General features: G+C 37.8%; 17 protein-coding genes. 9 read left to right on the forward strand and 8 right to left on the reverse strand.

All coding sequences use genetic code 11. The features are described 5' to 3' along the window. The first annotated feature begins 6 nt into the window (after window positions 1-6). Window positions 7-300 (forward strand): hypothetical protein, encoded by a 294-nt coding sequence (locus H5119_RS03280; RefSeq protein ID WP_182701203.1) that lies wholly within the window; start codon window positions 7-9, stop codon window positions 298-300. Window positions 301-573: 273 nt separating this feature from the next. Further along, window positions 574-876 carry a TonB-dependent receptor gene (locus tag H5119_RS20415; RefSeq protein ID WP_310741148.1) on the forward strand — a complete coding sequence of 101 codons (303 nt, stop codon included), beginning with the start codon at window positions 574-576 and terminating at the stop codon, window positions 874-876. Between the two features lie 212 nt (window positions 877-1,088). Here the strand turns inward: H5119_RS20415 and H5119_RS03290 are convergent, their stop codons facing one another. Beyond that, on the reverse strand, window positions 1,089-1,562 hold the full coding sequence (locus H5119_RS03290) for a Dps family protein (RefSeq protein WP_077536443.1): 474 nt from the start codon (window positions 1,560-1,562) through the stop codon (window positions 1,089-1,091). Window positions 1,563-1,894: 332 nt separating this feature from the next. Here H5119_RS03290 and H5119_RS03295 point away from each other — a divergent pair, with 332 nt between their 5' ends. Beyond that, window positions 1,895-2,104 carry a hypothetical protein gene (locus H5119_RS03295; protein ID WP_077538893.1) on the forward strand — a complete coding sequence of 70 codons (210 nt, stop codon included), beginning with the start codon at window positions 1,895-1,897 and terminating at the stop codon, window positions 2,102-2,104. Here the strand turns inward: H5119_RS03295 and H5119_RS03300 are convergent. The 4 genes from H5119_RS03300 to radC all read right to left on the reverse strand — a co-directional run bounded on the left by H5119_RS03300 (window position 2,101) and on the right by radC (window position 5,639). Beyond that, window positions 2,101-2,703, reverse strand: coding sequence for an alpha/beta hydrolase (locus H5119_RS03300; protein ID WP_182701204.1), 603 nt, complete (start codon window positions 2,701-2,703; stop codon window positions 2,101-2,103). The two genes, H5119_RS03295 and H5119_RS03300, sit on opposite strands and share 4 nt — an antisense overlap. Window positions 2,704-2,724: 21 nt before the next feature. After that, window positions 2,725-3,261 carry a YaeQ family protein gene (locus H5119_RS03305; RefSeq protein WP_138585810.1) on the reverse strand — a complete coding sequence of 179 codons (537 nt, stop codon included), beginning with the start codon at window positions 3,259-3,261 and terminating at the stop codon, window positions 2,725-2,727. Window positions 3,262-3,431: 170 nt separating this feature from the next. Beyond that, window positions 3,432-4,727 carry a DNA (cytosine-5-)-methyltransferase gene (gene dcm / locus H5119_RS03310; protein WP_182701205.1) on the reverse strand — a complete coding sequence of 432 codons (1,296 nt, stop codon included), beginning with the start codon at window positions 4,725-4,727 and terminating at the stop codon, window positions 3,432-3,434. Between the two features lie 417 nt (window positions 4,728-5,144). Beyond that, window positions 5,145-5,639: a DNA repair protein RadC gene (gene radC / locus H5119_RS03315; protein ID WP_182701206.1), complete on the reverse strand. Its 495-nt coding sequence runs from the start codon at window positions 5,637-5,639 to the stop codon at window positions 5,145-5,147. A gap of 135 nt (window positions 5,640-5,774) precedes the next feature. Between radC and H5119_RS03320 the strand changes: the two genes are divergently transcribed. The 4 genes from H5119_RS03320 to H5119_RS03335 all read left to right on the forward strand — a co-directional run bounded on the left by H5119_RS03320 (window position 5,775) and on the right by H5119_RS03335 (window position 11,444). Beyond that, window positions 5,775-5,957, forward strand: a complete 183-nt coding sequence (locus tag H5119_RS03320; protein ID WP_182701207.1) for an AlpA family transcriptional regulator — start codon at window positions 5,775-5,777, stop codon at window positions 5,955-5,957. A 270-nt stretch (window positions 5,958-6,227) separates the two neighbouring features. After that, window positions 6,228-7,298, forward strand: coding sequence for a DNA cytosine methyltransferase (locus H5119_RS03325; RefSeq protein ID WP_087531408.1), 1,071 nt, complete (start codon window positions 6,228-6,230; stop codon window positions 7,296-7,298). 18 nt (window positions 7,299-7,316) lie between these two features. After that, window positions 7,317-8,987 (forward strand): McrB family protein, encoded by a 1,671-nt coding sequence (locus H5119_RS03330; protein WP_217896157.1) that lies wholly within the window; start codon window positions 7,317-7,319, stop codon window positions 8,985-8,987. Window positions 8,988-9,011: 24 nt separating this feature from the next. Further along, on the forward strand, window positions 9,012-11,444 hold the full coding sequence (locus H5119_RS03335) for a restriction endonuclease-like protein (RefSeq protein ID WP_182701208.1): 2,433 nt from the start codon (window positions 9,012-9,014) through the stop codon (window positions 11,442-11,444). A gap of 2 nt (window positions 11,445-11,446) precedes the next feature. Here the strand turns inward: H5119_RS03335 and H5119_RS03340 are convergent, their stop codons facing one another. The 3 genes from H5119_RS03340 to H5119_RS03350 form a co-directional block, all read right to left on the reverse strand. Continuing rightward, window positions 11,447-11,785: a hypothetical protein gene (locus H5119_RS03340; RefSeq protein ID WP_182701209.1), complete on the reverse strand. Its 339-nt coding sequence runs from the start codon at window positions 11,783-11,785 to the stop codon at window positions 11,447-11,449. Window positions 11,786-11,850: 65 nt separating this feature from the next. After that, window positions 11,851-12,333, reverse strand: coding sequence for a PIN domain-containing protein (locus H5119_RS03345; protein ID WP_008127170.1), 483 nt, complete (start codon window positions 12,331-12,333; stop codon window positions 11,851-11,853). Beyond that, a complete protein-coding gene (locus H5119_RS03350; protein ID WP_182701210.1) occupies window positions 12,314-13,387 on the reverse strand; it encodes an ImmA/IrrE family metallo-endopeptidase in 1,074 nt (357 codons plus the stop codon). Before H5119_RS03350 ends, H5119_RS03345 begins: the two co-directional genes overlap by 20 nt. Before the next feature lie 266 nt (window positions 13,388-13,653). On the opposite strand from H5119_RS03350, the gene ylqF reads away from it, so the two are divergent. Both ylqF and fusA read left to right on the forward strand, forming a co-directional pair. Beyond that, on the forward strand, window positions 13,654-14,607 hold the full coding sequence (ylqF, locus tag H5119_RS03355) for a ribosome biogenesis GTPase YlqF (RefSeq protein WP_077536439.1): 954 nt from the start codon (window positions 13,654-13,656) through the stop codon (window positions 14,605-14,607). A gap of 997 nt (window positions 14,608-15,604) precedes the next feature. Further along, window positions 15,605-17,689 (forward strand): elongation factor G, encoded by a 2,085-nt coding sequence (fusA, locus tag H5119_RS03360; RefSeq protein WP_182701211.1) that lies wholly within the window; start codon window positions 15,605-15,607, stop codon window positions 17,687-17,689. Window positions 17,690-17,963: the final 274 nt, after the last annotated feature.

The raw sequence follows: 17,963 nt of genomic DNA on the forward strand, positions 1-17,963 counted from the left end.
AATTACATGACATTAACTAACAAGGTTCGCACGCGATTATTTAAAAAATCATCGTTAACTATTGCGCTAAGCAGTGCAATACTTGCAGGATTTTCATTTCAAGGTGTGGCTGCAGAAGATGATGAAATTGAAAAAGTAGAGCGTATTCAAATAACGGGTTCACGCATCAGTAAAGCAAAGCTTTCTCAACCAGCACCTATTGTCACAATTACAGCGGAAGATATCGCAAAAGGTGGTACACCAGATTTAGGGAGTATTTTAGCTGAGCTGCCATCAATAGGTGCAACTTACTTTAAGTGAAACAGATTTTGACTATGATTTTTATTATGTTTATGGTCAAACAGATAATCGTCGTAAAACATTGAATGATTTAATACCCGATAATTTAGTAGATTACTCTTTGCAAGGTGAACTTAAGTTAAACTTGTTTGTTAATCACTTAATCACTTAATCACTTAATCACTTAATCACTTAATCGAATTAGAAGGTTTCGAATTCCAAAGTCGTCCAGATACGGTAAATGTAGAAAACGGTGAAGTAGGTGACTCTGAGTGGCAAGCTCGTTTTTCTGCAGTGTATAAATATAACGATATAACACTTAACTGGACAACTCGTTATATTGACCGTTCAGCTCGTTTTGATTTGTCACCAGATGGAGATATAGAAGAAGACCTACAACCAGGTTACGTAGGTTCGATTATAACTCATGATATTTCAGCAAGTTACTTTGTATTTGAAAATACACGCGTAGATTTTGGTCTTCGTAACTTAACGGATAAATTACCGCCAGCATATATCTCTGCCAGTGGTGACAATGAAGCTATTTATGATGCTGTAGGTCGACGCTTTTTCGCAAATTTAAGTGTGAATTTTTAATTCTAATTTAACCAGTTTTAGAATAAAGCCTCAGTAATCACTGAGGCTTTTTGCAATACACTGCTTTATTGTCCACTTAAACCAAAAACAACGCCACTGGTAACAGGGGCGTTGTTTCGCTTTGGGGTGAGGTTAATATAGCAACCGAATCGCTTGATTGTTCGCGATTTATCCCTAATTAAGCCCTCAATGAGGGCTTTTATTTTTTTGACTTAATCTAAATATGCTTTAAGCATCCAAACGAGTTTCTCTTGCTCTGAGATATAATCGCTCATTAACGAAGCCGTTCCTTCGTCTTCAGCGTCACTTGCTTGGTTCAATATTTCGCGCTGCATTTTAATTAGCGTGCTGTAACCGGCTAGTAAGTTTTCTACAGCAGTAACTCCATCGCTAATACCTTTTGCTTCTTTAATTTTGCTTACTTCTAAGTAATCAGAAAATGCGTGAAGAGGCTCGCCATCTAGCGTTAAGATGCGCTCAGCTACTTCGTCTACTTTTAAAAGTAAAAGGTTATAAATTTCTTCAAACTTAATGTGTAGTTCAAAAAAGTTACGGCCTTTAATGTTCCAATGAAAACCGCGCGCATTCATGTACTGAATTTGGTAGCTGCTTAATAACGTATTGAGTGACTTTACAATATCATCACTTTTTGCGCTGTTTAGACCAATTGCGTTTACCTGTGACATAACTGACTCCTTTAATAACCGTTTGTTTGTGAACTTGTGATAAGTATTGCGTACCAGCTTAAATTAGTAAAATCGTTTATGTTAATCAACTTTATAGTTTTAAACTATCGTAACCAGTAATGCTTATATTCACCCTTACCTAATAGAAATGGGTCGGATTAATTAAAATACCACCCCTTACAAGAAAATAAACATTTGAGCTGTGTAAATTATGATCTAAAACAAGTTTTGTATGGGCAAAGTACAAAGGCATTTTATTGTTTGATTTAGGTCAAAAAGCACTCGTTTTAATAGCGCATACTAATTTTGTAGCAATTATTAGGAGAGATAACATGCACGCAAAAACAGTTAAGCAAAATAAAGCAGAGTTGATTGTAGTTGGTATAGCGTTGGTGGCATTTGTATTGGGGTTAGTTGCTCATTTAGCAGGAGCTAGTATTGCTAATTCGGGTTTTTTTGGTTACATAGCAGCGCCAATACCCCTGATATTGGGTATTATATTTTTAATAAGTTATAAAATTGCAGAAGCCGCAGAAGATTAATTCTCACTTAAGCATTTTAAAATGTAGTCGACCACTTCGCGTGAGTAAATCATACTGGTATGGCTTAAATGGAACACTTTATGTTCAGCCATACCTTTGAGCTTAGTTTCATCAAGCAATACAGTACCATCTGATTTACTGCCTTTAACTATAAGAGGCATTAAACCAATGGGTAAGTCACCTGCAATACTAAAAAGCTTCGCTTTAAACGGCCAGTTACCATTTTGTGTAAGCAAAAATTCAACGCTATTTTTTAAAAAAGACTCAAACCCTTTTTGCTTCATTTTTTGTGCAATATGGCTACCTTGATGAGGCGTGCCTAAAGTAACTACTTTTGTAATGTGTTGGCTTGCATCTGAATTAGCTTCTAGGTATGCGCGAGCGACTAATCCGCCCATTGAGTGACATACCAGTGCAGAAGGTTCGCCTGCAATAAATTCATCAATTTGAGCAAAAATAGCATCGCGGTTTGGATCAAGCGTATTATAAGTAAGGTTTAATACCTTAACACCAGATTCTTCTAAACGAGAGCACAGTGGGCGCATAACAAAGCCAGACATATATAAGCCATGTAAAACAATAACGTGTTTAATCTTCATACGCCCTCAAAAAATCATTAGTTACATTAACTGCTGTGGTTTTATTTCAATATTAGTATTATCTGTGTTGACCCACACTTCGCCATCTTGAATGGTAATTGCGAGCTTAATACTGCGATCAACCAAAGCAGCAAGCGCTTGTGTAGTTGCGTAATCAAGGCTAAAAATACTTAGGTTTTTAAATTCATACAACTTAGGTTGATGTTTTTGCCACCAAATTGCCTGATTGTTTTCACCATAAGTATAAAGCACCACTTTTTTAGATTTATTACAGGCTTTTTTAAGGCGTTTTTCATCAGGTAAACCCAACTCAACCCACAACTCTATTTCTTCGCTGTAATTTACATGCCAAAGTTCAGGCTCATCATCAGCACTTAATCCTTTAGTAAATTCTAAACCGTCACAGCTATTGAGTGCAAAAGCGAGTAGACGAATCATCAATCGTTGATCGGTTTCTGAAGGGTGTTGAGCCAAGGTTAAACTAAAGTCTTGGTAAACGTGGCGGTCCATATCGCTAAGCGATAATTGCACTTTCATAATGGTGGATTTAAGAGCCATAACAACTAATCTAAAAAAATTTGCGCCAGTATAGCGCATTAATACCCAAACCACCTCAAGATAACAATCCAGCGTTTTATTGGGTTAAAAAAGTAAATTTACGCATTAATAGTGAGCCTATCGTAAGTCAACTTAACGGGCGAACATTGACATGAAGCGTGCTTATATAGCTAAACTTGGTCTCTACCTTTAAGTAGCGCTTTAATTACTTGTTTTGCTAGCGCATCAACAACTTTCATACATACAGAATTACCAAACTGTTTATAAATTTGGCCCTGAGATACGGCGTCAATAATGTATTCTTCTGGGAATCCTTGTAATCTGGCACATTCTCGAGGTGTTAGCTTTCGAGGGCGTTTACCAAGTTCTGATTGATCAATTAAAATTTCAGAGCCATCTTTGTAGTAACGGGCACTTATTGTGTTTGTATATTGGCTTTGCGCGTTAAATATCGAATAGCCAAAGCCGTTACCTCTTGCTTCGTGATTTTTTCTTCTGCGTTGATGGCCCACCCATATTTTTTCAGATATCGTGAATTTATCATCACTAGGAGCTATAGCGCTTAAGTCTTCTAAAATATCACCCACTTTTGTTGGTGTTTTAAGTGCGATTGGCCAATTAAACAGTTCATCAAAATTACAGTCTTTAAAGTGGTTTTTATTAAACCCGACTATGAATACACGCTCTCTGTTTTGAGGAACGCCAAAATCACCTGCCCTAAGTACTTTATAATCAACCCAATAATTTAACTTCTCTGATAGCGCATGTCTTGTCTCTTCACTTAAAGGCACATCATCCGGAATTTTTAAATCAAAGTTACCTCTTAAAATATCTAAAATGGTATTTAAGGTACGGCCTTTGTCATGACCTTGTAGCTGTTTTACATTCTCAAGTACAAAAACTTTAGGTTTTTTTTCTGTGAGGATTCTTTGAATTTCAAAAAACATGGTTCCACGGGTATCGCTAAAACCTTGTTTTAGCCCTGCTTGAGAGAAAGCTTGGCACGGGAAGCCACCTAAAAGTATGTCATGATCAGGAATATCTGAAGCCGCTATTTGAGTAATGTCACCATTAGGCATTTCACCATAATTAGTTAGATATGTTTTTTGCGCAAACTGATCCCACTCAGAGGTAAATACACAGTGCCCTCCAAGCTTTTGAAAGGGTAATCTTATGCCACCAATTCCAGCAAATAAGTCTATGAATGTAAATTCAGACTCAGATAAGGCTTTTTGCTTAAATGGTGCATTATCTAAATGAGATTTTAGTTCTGACTCAAGGTTGAATATATCAGCTAGTTTTTTTGCTGTAGGTTTATGTTCACCAGTTTCCCACCCTCTAACTGTACGCTCACCCGTAGAAGCCATACCAAGTAAGTTCGCAAATTCAGTACGTCCTAACCCTAAGCCTTCTCGTATGCTTCTAATTTTTTTTGCTATATCTTTATTTATTAAAGCTGTTTGCATAGTACAGTTTAACTTATCCGGTTTTAATCCGAGGAGAGTAGCACTACATAAATAGCCAAGCAATACGTATAGAGCACTTGAAAGCTTAGTGATAAATATAAGACACCAGCAGACATATTATGGGTTGGCGTTATCAGCCCTTTTCTTTGGGATATTTATTAACAGAGGAGAGGTGTGATATATCTTTGAGCTGCTAAACAATTTATGAGTTTATGACTAAAGGCACATTCCCAAATCAAGTTTCGTTATGTATTAAGTCTGAGCTAGTACAATTAATGACTCGCTGTTAAAAGCGCCCCAAGTAGGGCACTTAATTTATTTACTTTCATCTTCATAGATTGCTTTTAAAATCTTTAATATAGCAATCGTATGAATAATGATTCTTACAGTATTAGAATTTAGCAATATATCCTCCTCTTAGTTATTACTGTCTAAACTCAGTAGCTGCCTTTCTGCAAAAGAAACACAGGTTTCACCTACGATAATGTGATCAAGCACAGTCACGTCTATTAGCGCTAAAGCACTTTCTAGCTTCTTTGTAATGAGTTTGTCTGCCTGTGATGGCGTGGGATCACCTGAAGGGTGATTATGAGCAAAGATAACGCTGGTGGCGTTTTTATTAAGCACAGACTTAACAACCTCCCTTGGATAAACCGAAGCTGCATTAATAGTTCCAAAGAAAAGCTCTTGATAATCAATAATCCGATTTTGGCTATCCAAGTACAACGCAGCGAATACTTCACGCTCATATACGCCTAGTTTTGCCTTTAAAAAGTCTATGGCTGTAGAGGGGCTATTAAGCGCCCCTAGGCGAGCATATCTTTGCTGCATTATTTCAGCTGCTCTTTCTAAGATTTGATCTTCTAAACATTTAAATTTTGATTCGTATTGCTTGGTTTTAATTAAAGCCATTATTAGGTCCTCAGGTGGATGATTGATACCCCTAAGTGATATATGCCTTCAATATTTTGGATTTAGCCACCAGCCCAAAAAAGTAACTTTCTACATAACTGATATATCTCTTGAACCTATAACGGAGATAGAAAAATGCGGTTAATCAAATTAAAAGAAGTTATACAAAAAACGTCACTTGGCCACTCAAGCATTTATAAGTTTATTGCTGAAGGGTCTTTTCCCAAGCAAGTATCATTAGGAGCTAAGTCGGTAGCTTGGCTTGAGTCAGAAGTTGATGATTGGATAATGGATAGATTAGGGGAAAGAGAGGTATAAGTCGTGGAATTAGCTTTTAGCTAAAATTCATATGGAAGGAGCCCTATTAAATATACTGAAAGCTTGCCTAATAATTGCCAATTGCTAATATAGCCCATCATTTGAAACTGCCATCCAGTTAGCCAATGTTTTAAATCTTTATTTTCCGTTAATCAAGCTGAAACCATTTGCGAACTAATTATTCAGCTTTAATTATAGAGAGAAACAATTTCTGTGTGGTCAAGTTTTCAAAGCTTTCAAGCTTATTAATAGGTATGTATTTTGAATAGTGTGATCTTTTCTTTTTTTTCTGGCTCAGGTTTCTTAGACCTAGGCTTTGAGAAAGCTGGGTTTGATGTTGTCTTTGTTAATGAGATTGATAAATCATTTATCAATGCTTATGAGCACAGCCGTCAATTGATGGGGCATTCTCAACCCAAGTATGGTTATCATACTGGTTCAATCGAGGATTATTTAGAAGAACGTGATGAATGCTCACTAGCTAAGAGCGTTAAGTCGGAGCAAGCTAATGGCAAATTAGTTGGTTTTGTAGGAGGGCCTCCTTGCCCAGACTTCTCTGTAGGTGGAAAAAACAAGGGGCAAGAGGGTGAAAATGGTAAACTTTCTCAATCATATATTGATTGTATTAAAAAGTTTGAACCAGATTGGTTTGTCTTTGAAAATGTAAAAGGACTATGGAGAACGAAGAAGCATCGTGAATTTTATGAGCGTTTAAAAAGTGAGCTTACAGATGCAGGATACATACTAGATAACAGACTAATTAACTCATTGGAATTCGGTGTTGCCCAAGATCGTGACAGAATAATACTGTTTGGTATAAAAAATACTAAAGCTAAATTAGAAGCTAAGTTTGAATGGGAAAAATATATGAAGTATCCCAATCGAGTGGCATTTGACTTTAATTGGCCCAGTACAAATAGGTTTGGAGAGCAGCCCCCTTTTCCTGATAATGTTCCCGAAGACCTTACAATTCAATATTGGTTTGATAAAAATGATGTAAGTGCTCATCCGAACGCTAAAGCTCACTTTACGCCAAGAGCTGGGCTTGCTAAGTTCCTAGTTATAGAAGAAGGCGATACAGCTAAAAAATCTTATAAACGACTGCATCGATATAGATATTCACCAACTGCCGCATATGGTAATAATGAGGTTCACCTCCATCCATATGAGGCAAGAAGGTTATCAGCAGCTGAAGCGCTGGCAATACAATCTTTACCAAAGGAATTCCAATTTCCTCAGACTATGACATTAAGTGCAATGTTTAAAACTATTGGTAATGGAGTGCCATACTTATTTTCTTATGGTATTGCATCTACAATAAAAGATTACTTAGAAAAATAAAAATGAATGGTAATAAAAATGGATATTGAACAAACAAAAACATGGATAGACGAGCTAGTTAATGTAGAACTTAAATATATTACTGGCCGCAATATAGTCATTATAGAAAGTACTGATTGGAGTGGAACAGGAAGGGTAAATGTATCTCGTGGTGAAAACAATTTCTCAATAAGGTTTGAACGAATTGAAGCTTTACTTCACAAACTTCAAGGTGGGGCTCCTATACATGTAGATACAGAGCTTCGCTCTGGTAGTAATGACCGCAGCGCTATTGAAACAATAATTGCAAATTTCCCTGTAGTTGGTTACATGAAACCTAAACAGGGAAGGAACAGAACTAAAAATAAAGTTATACAGTTGATGAATCAAGAGTTACACCCATTAGGAGAAACTCTTGATGTATCTGATGAGCATTATAAAGCGCATTTATTAACCTCTTTTAGTTTAGATACTGTAACGCTTTTATCTAAGCCTTTCCTTCTTTTAGCGGGTATATCAGGAACAGGTAAAACTCGCTTTGTCAGAGAGCAGGCGGAGCTAACAGGCTCCTTAGCAGATACTTACTGCTTAACATCTGTGCGACCTGATTGGCATGAGCCTAGTGACATACTGGGATATGTATCTCGCTTAAGTGGATGTGCTGAGTTTGTAGTAACGGATGTACTTAAGTTTATTGCTAAAGCATGGCGTGAAATACTTGATAAAGGTATTTCATTATCAGTAAATGAAAAGCTTTTATGCCTTCAAGGTGGCGTATCAGACATTGATGCAATAAAACCATATTGGCTTTGCTTGGACGAAATGAATTTAGCGCCTGTTGAACAGTACTTTGCGGATTACTTATCAGTCATTGAAACAAGGTGTTGGGCTTGGGATGAAGATGATTTTCAATACTCGTGTGACCCACTATTAAAAGCTACTACAATTCAATCAATCGATAATATTGAAAAACTACGTGAGGAACTGGGGTTTGCGGATGCGAATTATGATGATGCGTGGCAACATATTTGTGAATATGGTTTAAGTATTCCATTTAACTTGATAGTTGCTGGCACAGTAAATATGGATGAAACTACCCATGGCTTTTCTCGTAAAGTAATAGACCGAGCGCTAAGTTTTGATTTTGGCGACTTTTTCCCTAACGATTTCGATAATTTTTTTGCACCTACAACCACCAATAAGGCATTGAGTTACCCTATTTACTCTGACGCACGGACCAGTACCGATAAACTCCCTAAAATAGATATAGATGGTCGTAAAAGTATTGCATTTATTAATGCAATAAATAACGTATTGGCACATACGCCATTTAAGCTTGCATACAGAGCGCTTAACGAGCTGCTATTAGCAGTTATAAGTAGCGAACCCAAAGAAGAGGTTGACTTAAAAGCGGTATGGGATGACTTTTTAATGTGTAAGGTTTTACCCCGTATTGAAGGTGATACCGAGAAGCTTGCCGCAGTTGAAACTGTCGATATATCGATATTGAAACAATTGGAAGAAATTCTTGAAAGTGAATTTGGTAGCTTTTGGAATGAATTACCTGGCTCAGATAAAGCAAGACCTGATTTGTACCGTGAAAATGTAGATGGCGATAAATTAATTCATATTACTTGCCGGAGCAAAGAAAAAATAAACTGGATGGAAGATAGGTTAACAACATTTGGTTTTACAAGCTTTTGGCCTTAATTAAACTGGATGGAGTGCTAAGGAATGCAAGAGCTTTTATATCTGCAATCATCACAGTTTGAATTATCTATCTGGACGAACGATATTTTTAAACGAAAACAGGTTTACCAAACGTGGCTTGGTAAACGCAATATCGCTTGTTCAGATCTTGAAACACTCGCCAAAGAATCGACTTATGCAATTAAGCTGTCCCCTTCTTTAGATGTTGATACGTTAGTAGTAGATAAAAAAGAGTATGAAGCGACTAATCACGCTAATAGCATAGGTATTGCCGAGCCTATTTTTTTTGAAAATACACAATATCAATTTGAATGGGAGTTTAGCTCTGAAGTTGAAAGTGCTTATTTAACCCACCGTAGCCAAAGCATTAATGATAGCTTTCGCTTTAAAAGAGCGAGCTTAACTTCTTCAGCACGATTAACAGGTACATTAAATACGGGGAATGATGTTGGTTGGATGCGTTTGCCGCTTGAGTTTATTGCAGGTGAAAAGGTATTTAAAAGTAATATTTCCTTTGAAGTACTGCCAACAAAAATGGATATGCATAGCGACTTACCTGCCATGTATAAAATGATTGATAAAGAATTTCCACTATGGCGCTTTAGCTTACTTGAAAAAACAGAACAGAATGCTTCTAAGGGGCAGCAAAGAGGTCACTTTCCTCTGCTGTGGCTTGCTAACTTTAATAATTTACGCAAACGGTTTGAAGATGGCCTTAAGGTTATTACTCAAGCTCCGCACAGTCGCTTACAGTCATATGTTTCATATTCAAAAGCGGATAGGTTGAAAGGGCGTTTACCTCAACGTTTAAGTGAAAAGGTTAAAGAAGATATAAAAAGTAAGCAGTTCGCTAAGCGGTATAAAGTTGAAAAAAGACAGCTTAGTGTAAATACACCTGAAAACCGTTTTATAAAAATGGTGGTTACAAATAGTAAAAAGTGTATTGCCAAATTTGAAAATAAACTAAGGGAAGCAAATAAAGCACCAGATAAGCAACGCCTTTCAAATAGCTTTTTAAATGAATTACAAGAGTGGCAAAAACCTTTACAAAAAACACTAAATCAGAGCTTTTTTAAAGAGGTAAGCACGTATACAGGGCTTAATAGCGAATCTTTAGTTTTGCAGCAAAAAACGGGCTATAGCGCTGTATATCGCGTGTGGCAAGAATTAAAATACTATTTGGATGTGTTTGAAGAACAATCAAGCGTATCAATGAAGTCTGTCGCTGAAATATATGAAGTGTGGTGCTTTTTAGAGATTCGAAATATTTTAATAAATGAACTGCGCTTTGAAGATAAAACAAAAAAGCTAAATAATTTACAGTTAAACGACTTTTTAGAGTATAAATTAGAAGGCGGCTTAGCAGGCGCGTTTGAATTTGAGCGTGAGGATGGTCTAAAAGCAAAACTATTGCACGAGCCATGGTTTAGTAAAAGTGGTAATCCTATTAAGTCATATTTAGTTAGCCAAAACCCAGACATTGTACTTGAAGTAACGTTACCCAAGCCCAACTCTAAGCGATTTATTTGGATATTTGATGCCAAGTACCGTATCAAAACGAAGCAAGGCCGCTATGATGAAGACAATATTGATACAACAGACTTTGTGCCTGATGATGCTATAAATCAGATGCACCGCTACAGGGATGCGTTAATTCATATAAATAAAGAAAGCCAATCAGACAGCATAAACAAGAGCAGACCCATATTTGGTGCGTTTGCTTTATATCCAGGTTACTTTAAACAAGAGACTAACCCACAAAGTAACCCTTATAACGAGGCTATTCATGAAATAGGTATAGGTGCATTTGCATTGTTGCCAAGTGCTGGTGGGAAAAGTGGTAGTTATTGGCTTGCTGAATTTTTACGTAAACAGTTGGGTGATGGGAATAAAGACTATGCTAAGAACTCTCAGGAGATAGAAGAGAGTTTATATGTTCAAGAAGCAGCCCGAATTCCATATGCAGGTATGAAGCAGATGCTATATCCTGATTTGGTTTTTACAGCTGCTTTAGGTGGGTTGGCAGGGCGAGATAAAAGCTATTTTGAACGCTTCGAAAATGGCTTAGCATCTTGGTATCACACCCCATTAGCTACTTTCAATTCAGCAACAAAAAAATCAAAACTCAATGTGTTAAAGGAAATTAGGTATTTAGCCATTGCCTCTACGAGTGCTATTAACTCTCGAACTAAATCTATAAAAAAAGTATGGCCAGTAATTGACTGCCAAATAGTAGCGCGAAGTAGTTTAACTATTGAGCAGGCGGGTAAATTGAATCCTAGTGCCGAAGAATGCGTTTTGTTTAAGCTTGGAAAACCCCTTACTCTTAGCTCTCTGGTTGAGTCTGTACCGCATCGGCCACTAGTTAAAACAATGAAGCTCACTACGTTGTCTAATCTTGAAAAGGCATCTGTATTTAAAGAGGTTGAGAAAGTTTATTCTCAAACGCTAAGCTGATTTTAGTGGCTTTGGTTTTTACTTAGTAGGCTGTCTAAAAAGAGCTTTAAACCAGCATAATTTTCACACTCAAAAGTGATTGCCCCATCACCAGCATAGATCTCTGGCTCTTCATTATTTCCTTCATTGATTGCTTCAACTATTACATATCTAGGCGTCTCTTCTTCTCTTTGCTCTATGTCAGCATAATCTACCCATAGTACATAATACTGTTCGTCTACTTTTAAGTAGAAGCTAGGGCATTGATCATTGTGCCAGCTTTTATCTATTAGATAAGGGTGATCTTTTAAGTCACAGCCGAGGCCAAAGTTTTGACCAAATTCTTGTTTATAAAGTGACATATTGTTTCCTTCTTAAAAACTAATTTAGCCAGTGTTACACGCACTGGCTCTATGCCGTACTTGCGTTATAAGGCGTTTAAATGCTCTATAGCCACCTTCCAAGGAAGCCTTCGGCCTGATAGCTTCATTTTTTCATAGGCTTTTAATGCAGTTTCTTTCGTTACTATTTGTTGCCTAACAAGCTGCGTTATTAATGAAATAGTACCTTGCACAACAATGCCTTCTTTTTCAGCAGCTTTTCTTAAAGCCATATCGCCAGTTACAAGAGGGCAGTTTTTTTGCTTAGCTAAACACAAAGCAAATATATCGTTACGGCTGGCGTTTAAATACAGCGGAATTAACTCCATTGCATGCATCATCGAATCAGGTGATAGCTCTTCTAAAGTTAAACCCATAGCAGGTAAATGTGCGTGTTCTTCTTCAAGTTCTTCAACAAATAAGATGTCAGGTATGGCGAATTGGTAAGGTAGCTGAAAAAGTTGGGTTAGTAGCTCCCCTTCTTCCATGTCTATTAATATATTGGCATCACTAATTAGTAGCTGCTGTATTAAGCACCTCTAACTTTCGTTCTTTGTGAAAGCTTGAAAGTGATACCCCTAATAGCTCTGCTGCTTTAGATATACCAATGTATTCTTCACTTAGCGCACGATATACTAGCTGCTTGTATAGGTAAGTAGCTTCATGCGGATAAGGTTCGCCAGGTTCCTGAGTACGCCAGCCCTGCTTACCAAACCAAATGAACATATTCTTTTGGGTTTGATATGAAATTACGCCAGACTGTGAAGCACGATACAAAGAGGCAAGCATGCTTATACCGTACTCATGCTTGAGCATATATAGCTCCTGTGCTTCTAGTTGTGTTCGGCTTTTACCTAAGTGTTGTATTAAGCTAGTGCTTGGTAATAAAAAAGCCCCTGCAAAGTGATTACACGCCTTTTCTTCGTCTAAGTTTTCAGAAAGTCGGTTATGTAATACTAAGTGACCTAATTCATGAGCAAGTGTAAACCGTTGGCGATCGCCACTTTGTGCCGTAGAGATAACAACAACAGGTAGCCCATTAATGTTACCCGCTAGACCATCAAACTTTTTACTGGTTTCTACATCAGTACAAATGATCATTACACCTTTCGATTCCAGCGTATCAATCATGTCATGAATAGGATTTAAGCCTAAACCCCATTCATTGCGCATTGTGGTGGCTACACCTTCTAGTTGCTCATATGAATCAATCACGTCAGGTAATGTACTTGGTAGTGAAAATGGCGTGATAGGTTTAATAGAATCTGGATAAAAGTTTAAAAGCTCTTGCCAGCGCTCAGCCTGATCTAAAATATCACCATTTATACGATCTAAAATCTTCTGTGGCGTGCTTGCACGCTTACGATATTCCACACCTCCTAATTTTACTTTTATAGGACGGAAAAAGTATTCAGTGCGCACTTCAAGTGCGCTTGCAAGCTTTAATAAATTAGAAGAAGAGGGCATAGCAGTACCATGCTCATATTTTTTTATAGCATTAGCAGATATACCAACTGCGGTAGCTAGCGCTTGCATTGATAGGCCTGAGGCTTTTCGGGCACGAGTAAATCGTTCAGCAAACATGTATATATACCTCTTGGTTTATAAAATTAAGTTATTTGTCGTAAATATAAACCATGGGTGTATTTTTGTCTATGAACATAAATTACACTTATATAGTTGCGATATACTACTGGTTTTATTTATACGAGAAGTTTAATGGCATTATGTAGTAAACTACTCACTATTAGTTGAGGTGATAAATCGAAATTATTCACCCAGTACCCCGCATAGCACTTAATTAGGTAAAGCATGGTGTTATGGGTTGAAATAAAAGGTTTATAAATCAAATGAGTAGAGCAGGAATACAGTGGTTCCCTGGGCATATGAATAAAGCCCGCAATGAAATTAAAGAAATAATGCCGCAAATGGATGTGATTATTGAAGTGCTTGATGCGCGCATTCCTTATAGTAGCGAAAACCCGATGGTGGCAACCTTGCGTGAAGGTAAGCCGGTCATCAAAATTTTGAACAAAGCTGATTTAGCTGATCCTAAAATGACGCAGATCTGGAAAGACTATTTTGAGCAAGAAAACGGTGTTAAAGCGATTTCTTTTGGTCATGATAAAGCAGCTGAAGTACATCGTATCAATGAGCTGTGTAAAAAGTTAGTGCCGCATAAAGTGGGTGCCGATAAACAGATTAAAGCCATGATAATGGGTATTCCTAACGTGGGTAAATCTACGTTAATTAATGTACTGGCTGGACGTATAGTTGCAAAAACAGGTAATGAACCTGCGGTAACTAAAGCGCAGCAACGTATTAAGCTTGAAGACGGTATTATGCTTTACGATACGCCAGGTATGCTTTGGCCAAAAGTAGAAAACGAAAACTCAGGTTATCGCTTAGGCGCTACAGGTGCCATTCGTGATACCGCACTTGAGTATGAAGAGGTAGCAAGTTATACCGCTGAATATTTATTACGTGCTTATCCTGAGCTTTTAAAAGCGCGCTATAAAATCGCTGAGCTTCCTGAGAATGATTGGGAATTTGTTGAAATGGCAGGCAAAAAGCGTGGTTGCATTCGTGGTGGAAACCAAATCGACACGTACAAAATGTCTGAAATCCTAATTAACGAACTGCGCGACGGTATTATTGGCCGTATTACTATGGAAACTCCGCAAATGCGTGAGGAAGAAGAGGTAATGGTTGCAGGTTTACGTGCGGCAGCAGAGGCTAAAAAACAAGCTAAAGAAGAAGAGAAACTCCAACGCCGAGCACGAGCGCGTAAAAATCGTCGTTAATTGATTTAGTTTAGGGTCTGTTGATCTTTGCGGATTAAAATTTGTTCAGACTAGGGGCTATTTAATCGCGGCGCGAGGTTTGTAACCTAGTGGGCTAAGTAAAAACCGAGCAACAAAGAGTAAATAGCCCCTAGGAAGAACCCTTTGGGCAGCGCCTGTTTGTCATTAATGCTACGTTATCGCCCATTTATGGGGAATAACCACACTACATAGGCTCTGCCTTGCCTAAATACCAAACAGACTGCTGCAAATTTAACCTTGAAAGATCAACAGACCCTAATTTAACCAACTAAATTACAGACATAAAAAAAGCCCGTAAGGGCTTTTTTAGTTTCATATCTACCGTCACCGATATGAGCAATGTAGCAAGTAAAATAGTAGGGCGGTTACTTATTATCAACATCAAGGGGCGTTGCGGTTCATAACAAGTAACCATAGCTGTTAACGTGCGCCACACGTTGTTTCAGGGTCGAGAAACAAATCAATTCATTCCGTTACAAGCCAGTATGTTTGCCGTCTTGTTGATAGTGATTATCAGTTAGATTCAATTAACTGTCAACACCTAAATGCAAATAATTCTTATTATCTATTTGTTTGTTTTATAAGCTGATGTTAAACATAAAAAAATTGCGACTATTTGGTTTTTCTTAGTGTTGGGTGACATAGGCTGTGATTAAATTGCTCTTAGTTTAAACAAGTATTAGTTTTCAAAGATTAGTAATTTCTGAGTATAGATTAAAATTTTAGCTGTTTAAGCTATGGTAGTGTGTTGTTACAAAATAACGAAATAACTTTATGTACCTAAAGTTAGGGCGACAAAAAATAGTGTTTTCATTATGTTACATGTGATTTTTAACTTAAAATGCAAAATAGATCTTGCGCATAAAAAAAATATCTTGAATTGATTGCATTTTAAGCGGCTTGCATGGTGATGTTCGCTTTAAGTGATGTTATACTCCTGCCGAATAATTTATCGACTTTATTAAGAGTAAAATTAATGGCAGATTTATCGAAGTACAGAAACATTGGTATTTTCGCGCACGTAGATGCGGGTAAAACCACGACTACTGAGCGTATCCTAAAGCTTACTGGTCAAATCCATAAAACAGGTGAGGTTCATGATGGTGAATCTACTACTGACTTCATGGAACAAGAAGCTGAGCGCGGTATTACTATCCAGTCTGCGGCAGTAAGCTGTTTCTGGAAAGATCACCGTTTTAACGTTATCGATACACCAGGACACGTTGACTTCACAGTTGAAGTTTACCGTTCACTTAAAGTACTTGATGGCGGTGTTGGTGTTTTCTGTGGTTCTGGTGGTGTTGAACCACAATCAGAAACTAACTGGCGTTATGCTAATGACTCAGAAGTTGCACGTATTATCTTCGTTAACAAATTAGACCGTATGGGTGCTGATTTTTACCGTGTAACTGAGCAAGTACGTAAAGTACTTGGTGCTGTACCACTAATCATGACTCTACCAATTGGTATTGAAGATGAGTTTATTGGTGTTGTAGACGTTTTAACTAAAAAAGCATATGTTTGGGATGACACTGGTCTTCCTGAAAACTACGAAATCACAGATGTTCCTGCAGACATGGTAGAAAAAACTGACGAGTATTATGAAATGCTTGTTGAAACTGCCCTTGAGCAAGACGATGAACTACTTGAAGCTTACATGGAAGGTGAAGCACCTTCTGTAGAAGATATCAAACGTTGTATCCGTAAAGGTACTCGTGACCTTGCTTTCTTCCCTACATACTGTGGTTCTGCGTTTAAGAACAAAGGTATGCAGCTTATTCTTGATGCTGTTATTGACTACTTACCGTCTCCTACAGAAGTTGATCCTCAACCTCTTATGGATGAAGAAGGTAACGAAAATGGCGAATTTGCAATCGTATCTGCAGATGAACCTTTCAAAGCGTTAGCATTCAAAATAATGGATGACCGTTTTGGTGCATTAACATTCGTACGTATTTACTCAGGTAAACTAAACAAGGGTGACACTATCCTTAACGCGTTTACTGGTAAAACTGAACGTGTTGGCCGTATGGTTGAGATGCAAGCAGATGACCGTAACGAATTAACTAGCGCACAAGCTGGTGACATCATTGCTATCGTAGGCATGAAAAACGTGCAAACTGGTCATACTTTATGTGATCCTAAGCACCCAGTAACACTTGAGCCAATGGTATTCCCAACTCCAGTAATCTCGATTGCTGTACAGCCTAAAGATAAAGGCGGTAATGAGAAAATGGGTGTTGCTATCGGTAAAATGGTTGCAGAAGATCCATCTTTCCAAGTTGAGACTGATGAAGATTCAGGCGAAACTATCCTTAAAGGTATGGGTGAGCTTCACTTAGATATCAAAGTAGATATCCTTAAGCGTACTTACGGCGTAGACCTTATTGTTGGTCAACCACAAGTTGCTTACCGTGAAACTATCACTCGTGAAATCGAAGATAGCTACACGCATAAGAAACAATCTGGTGGTTCTGGTCAGTTTGGTAAAATCGACTACCGCATCAAGCCAGGTGAAGTTGCTTCAGGCTTTACGTTTAAATCATCAGTTGTTGGTGGTAACGTACCTAAAGAATTCTGGCCTGCAGTTGAGAAAGGCTTTAAGTCAATGATGGGCGAAGGTGTTTTAGCTGGCTTCCCTGTACTTGACGTTGAAGTTGAACTTTTCGACGGTGGTTTCCATGCCGTGGATTCATCTGCAATCGCGTTCGAAATCGCTGCTAAAGGCGCTTTCCGTCAATCGATTCCTAAAGCGGGCGCACAACTTCTTGAACCAATCATGAAAGTTGACGTGTTCACTCCAGAAGATCACGTTGGTGATGTTATTGGTGACCTTAACCGTCGTCGTGGCATGATGAAAGACCAAGAAGCTGGTTTAACAGGCATCCGTATTAAAGCAGATGTTCCGTTATCAGAAATGTTCGGTTACATTGGTACACTACGTACAATGACATCGGGTCGTGGTCAGTTCTCTATGGAGTTCTCACACTACGCTGCATGTCCAGCTAACGTAGCTGAAACTGTAATCGCTGCAGAAAAAGAGAAGAAAGCTGCTAAGTAATTAGCACTTTAACTCTTTAAAAAACCCGCACATGTTGCGGGTTTTTTATTGCCTGCAATTAATAGTGATTTTATTAATACTAATTCACAATAATACTTAACCTGAACTCTGGTTAAGAGATTTACTGACACATTGAATTATGGTGATATTTAAATTTATTTTCTCTAGCCAGAGGTTTTCAGTGAAAACAAGGCGAATTTACGCGTCAATAGCTGCTCGAGATAGATTTATTATCCAGAGTTCAGGTTACTTAATCAATTTGAGGGATTAAATT

Origin of the sequence: Pseudoalteromonas sp. SG45-5 (assembly GCF_014164085.1) — a bacterium.
In the GTDB taxonomy this organism is placed as follows: domain Bacteria; phylum Pseudomonadota; class Gammaproteobacteria; order Enterobacterales; family Alteromonadaceae; genus Pseudoalteromonas; species Pseudoalteromonas aliena.

Excerpts from the sequence above, each read along its gene's own strand:
- H5119_RS03340 (WP_182701209.1), bottom strand. The coding sequence starts at position 11,785 with ATGTCACTTTATAAACAAGAATTTGGTCAAAACTTTGGCCTCGGCTGT.
- H5119_RS03305 (WP_138585810.1), bottom strand. The coding sequence starts at position 3,261 with ATGGCTCTTAAATCCACCATTATGAAAGTGCAATTATCGCTTAGCGAT.
- dcm (WP_182701205.1), bottom strand. The coding sequence starts at position 4,727 with ATGCAAACAGCTTTAATAAATAAAGATATAGCAAAAAAAATTAGAAGC.
- fusA (WP_182701211.1), top strand. The coding sequence starts at position 15,605 with ATGGCAGATTTATCGAAGTACAGAAACATTGGTATTTTCGCGCACGTA.
- H5119_RS03295 (WP_077538893.1), top strand. The coding sequence starts at position 1,895 with ATGCACGCAAAAACAGTTAAGCAAAATAAAGCAGAGTTGATTGTAGTT.
- radC (WP_182701206.1), bottom strand. The coding sequence starts at position 5,639 with ATGGCTTTAATTAAAACCAAGCAATACGAATCAAAATTTAAATGTTTA.
- H5119_RS03320 (WP_182701207.1), top strand. The coding sequence starts at position 5,775 with ATGCGGTTAATCAAATTAAAAGAAGTTATACAAAAAACGTCACTTGGC.
- H5119_RS03350 (WP_182701210.1), bottom strand. The coding sequence starts at position 13,387 with ATGTTTGCTGAACGATTTACTCGTGCCCGAAAAGCCTCAGGCCTATCA.
- H5119_RS03290 (WP_077536443.1), bottom strand. The coding sequence starts at position 1,562 with ATGTCACAGGTAAACGCAATTGGTCTAAACAGCGCAAAAAGTGATGAT.
- H5119_RS03330 (WP_217896157.1), top strand. The coding sequence starts at position 7,317 with ATGGATATTGAACAAACAAAAACATGGATAGACGAGCTAGTTAATGTA.
- H5119_RS03300 (WP_182701204.1), bottom strand. The coding sequence starts at position 2,703 with ATGAAGATTAAACACGTTATTGTTTTACATGGCTTATATATGTCTGGC.
- ylqF (WP_077536439.1), top strand. The coding sequence starts at position 13,654 with ATGAGTAGAGCAGGAATACAGTGGTTCCCTGGGCATATGAATAAAGCC.
- H5119_RS03335 (WP_182701208.1), top strand. The coding sequence starts at position 9,012 with ATGCAAGAGCTTTTATATCTGCAATCATCACAGTTTGAATTATCTATC.
- H5119_RS03280 (WP_182701203.1), top strand. The coding sequence starts at position 7 with ATGACATTAACTAACAAGGTTCGCACGCGATTATTTAAAAAATCATCG.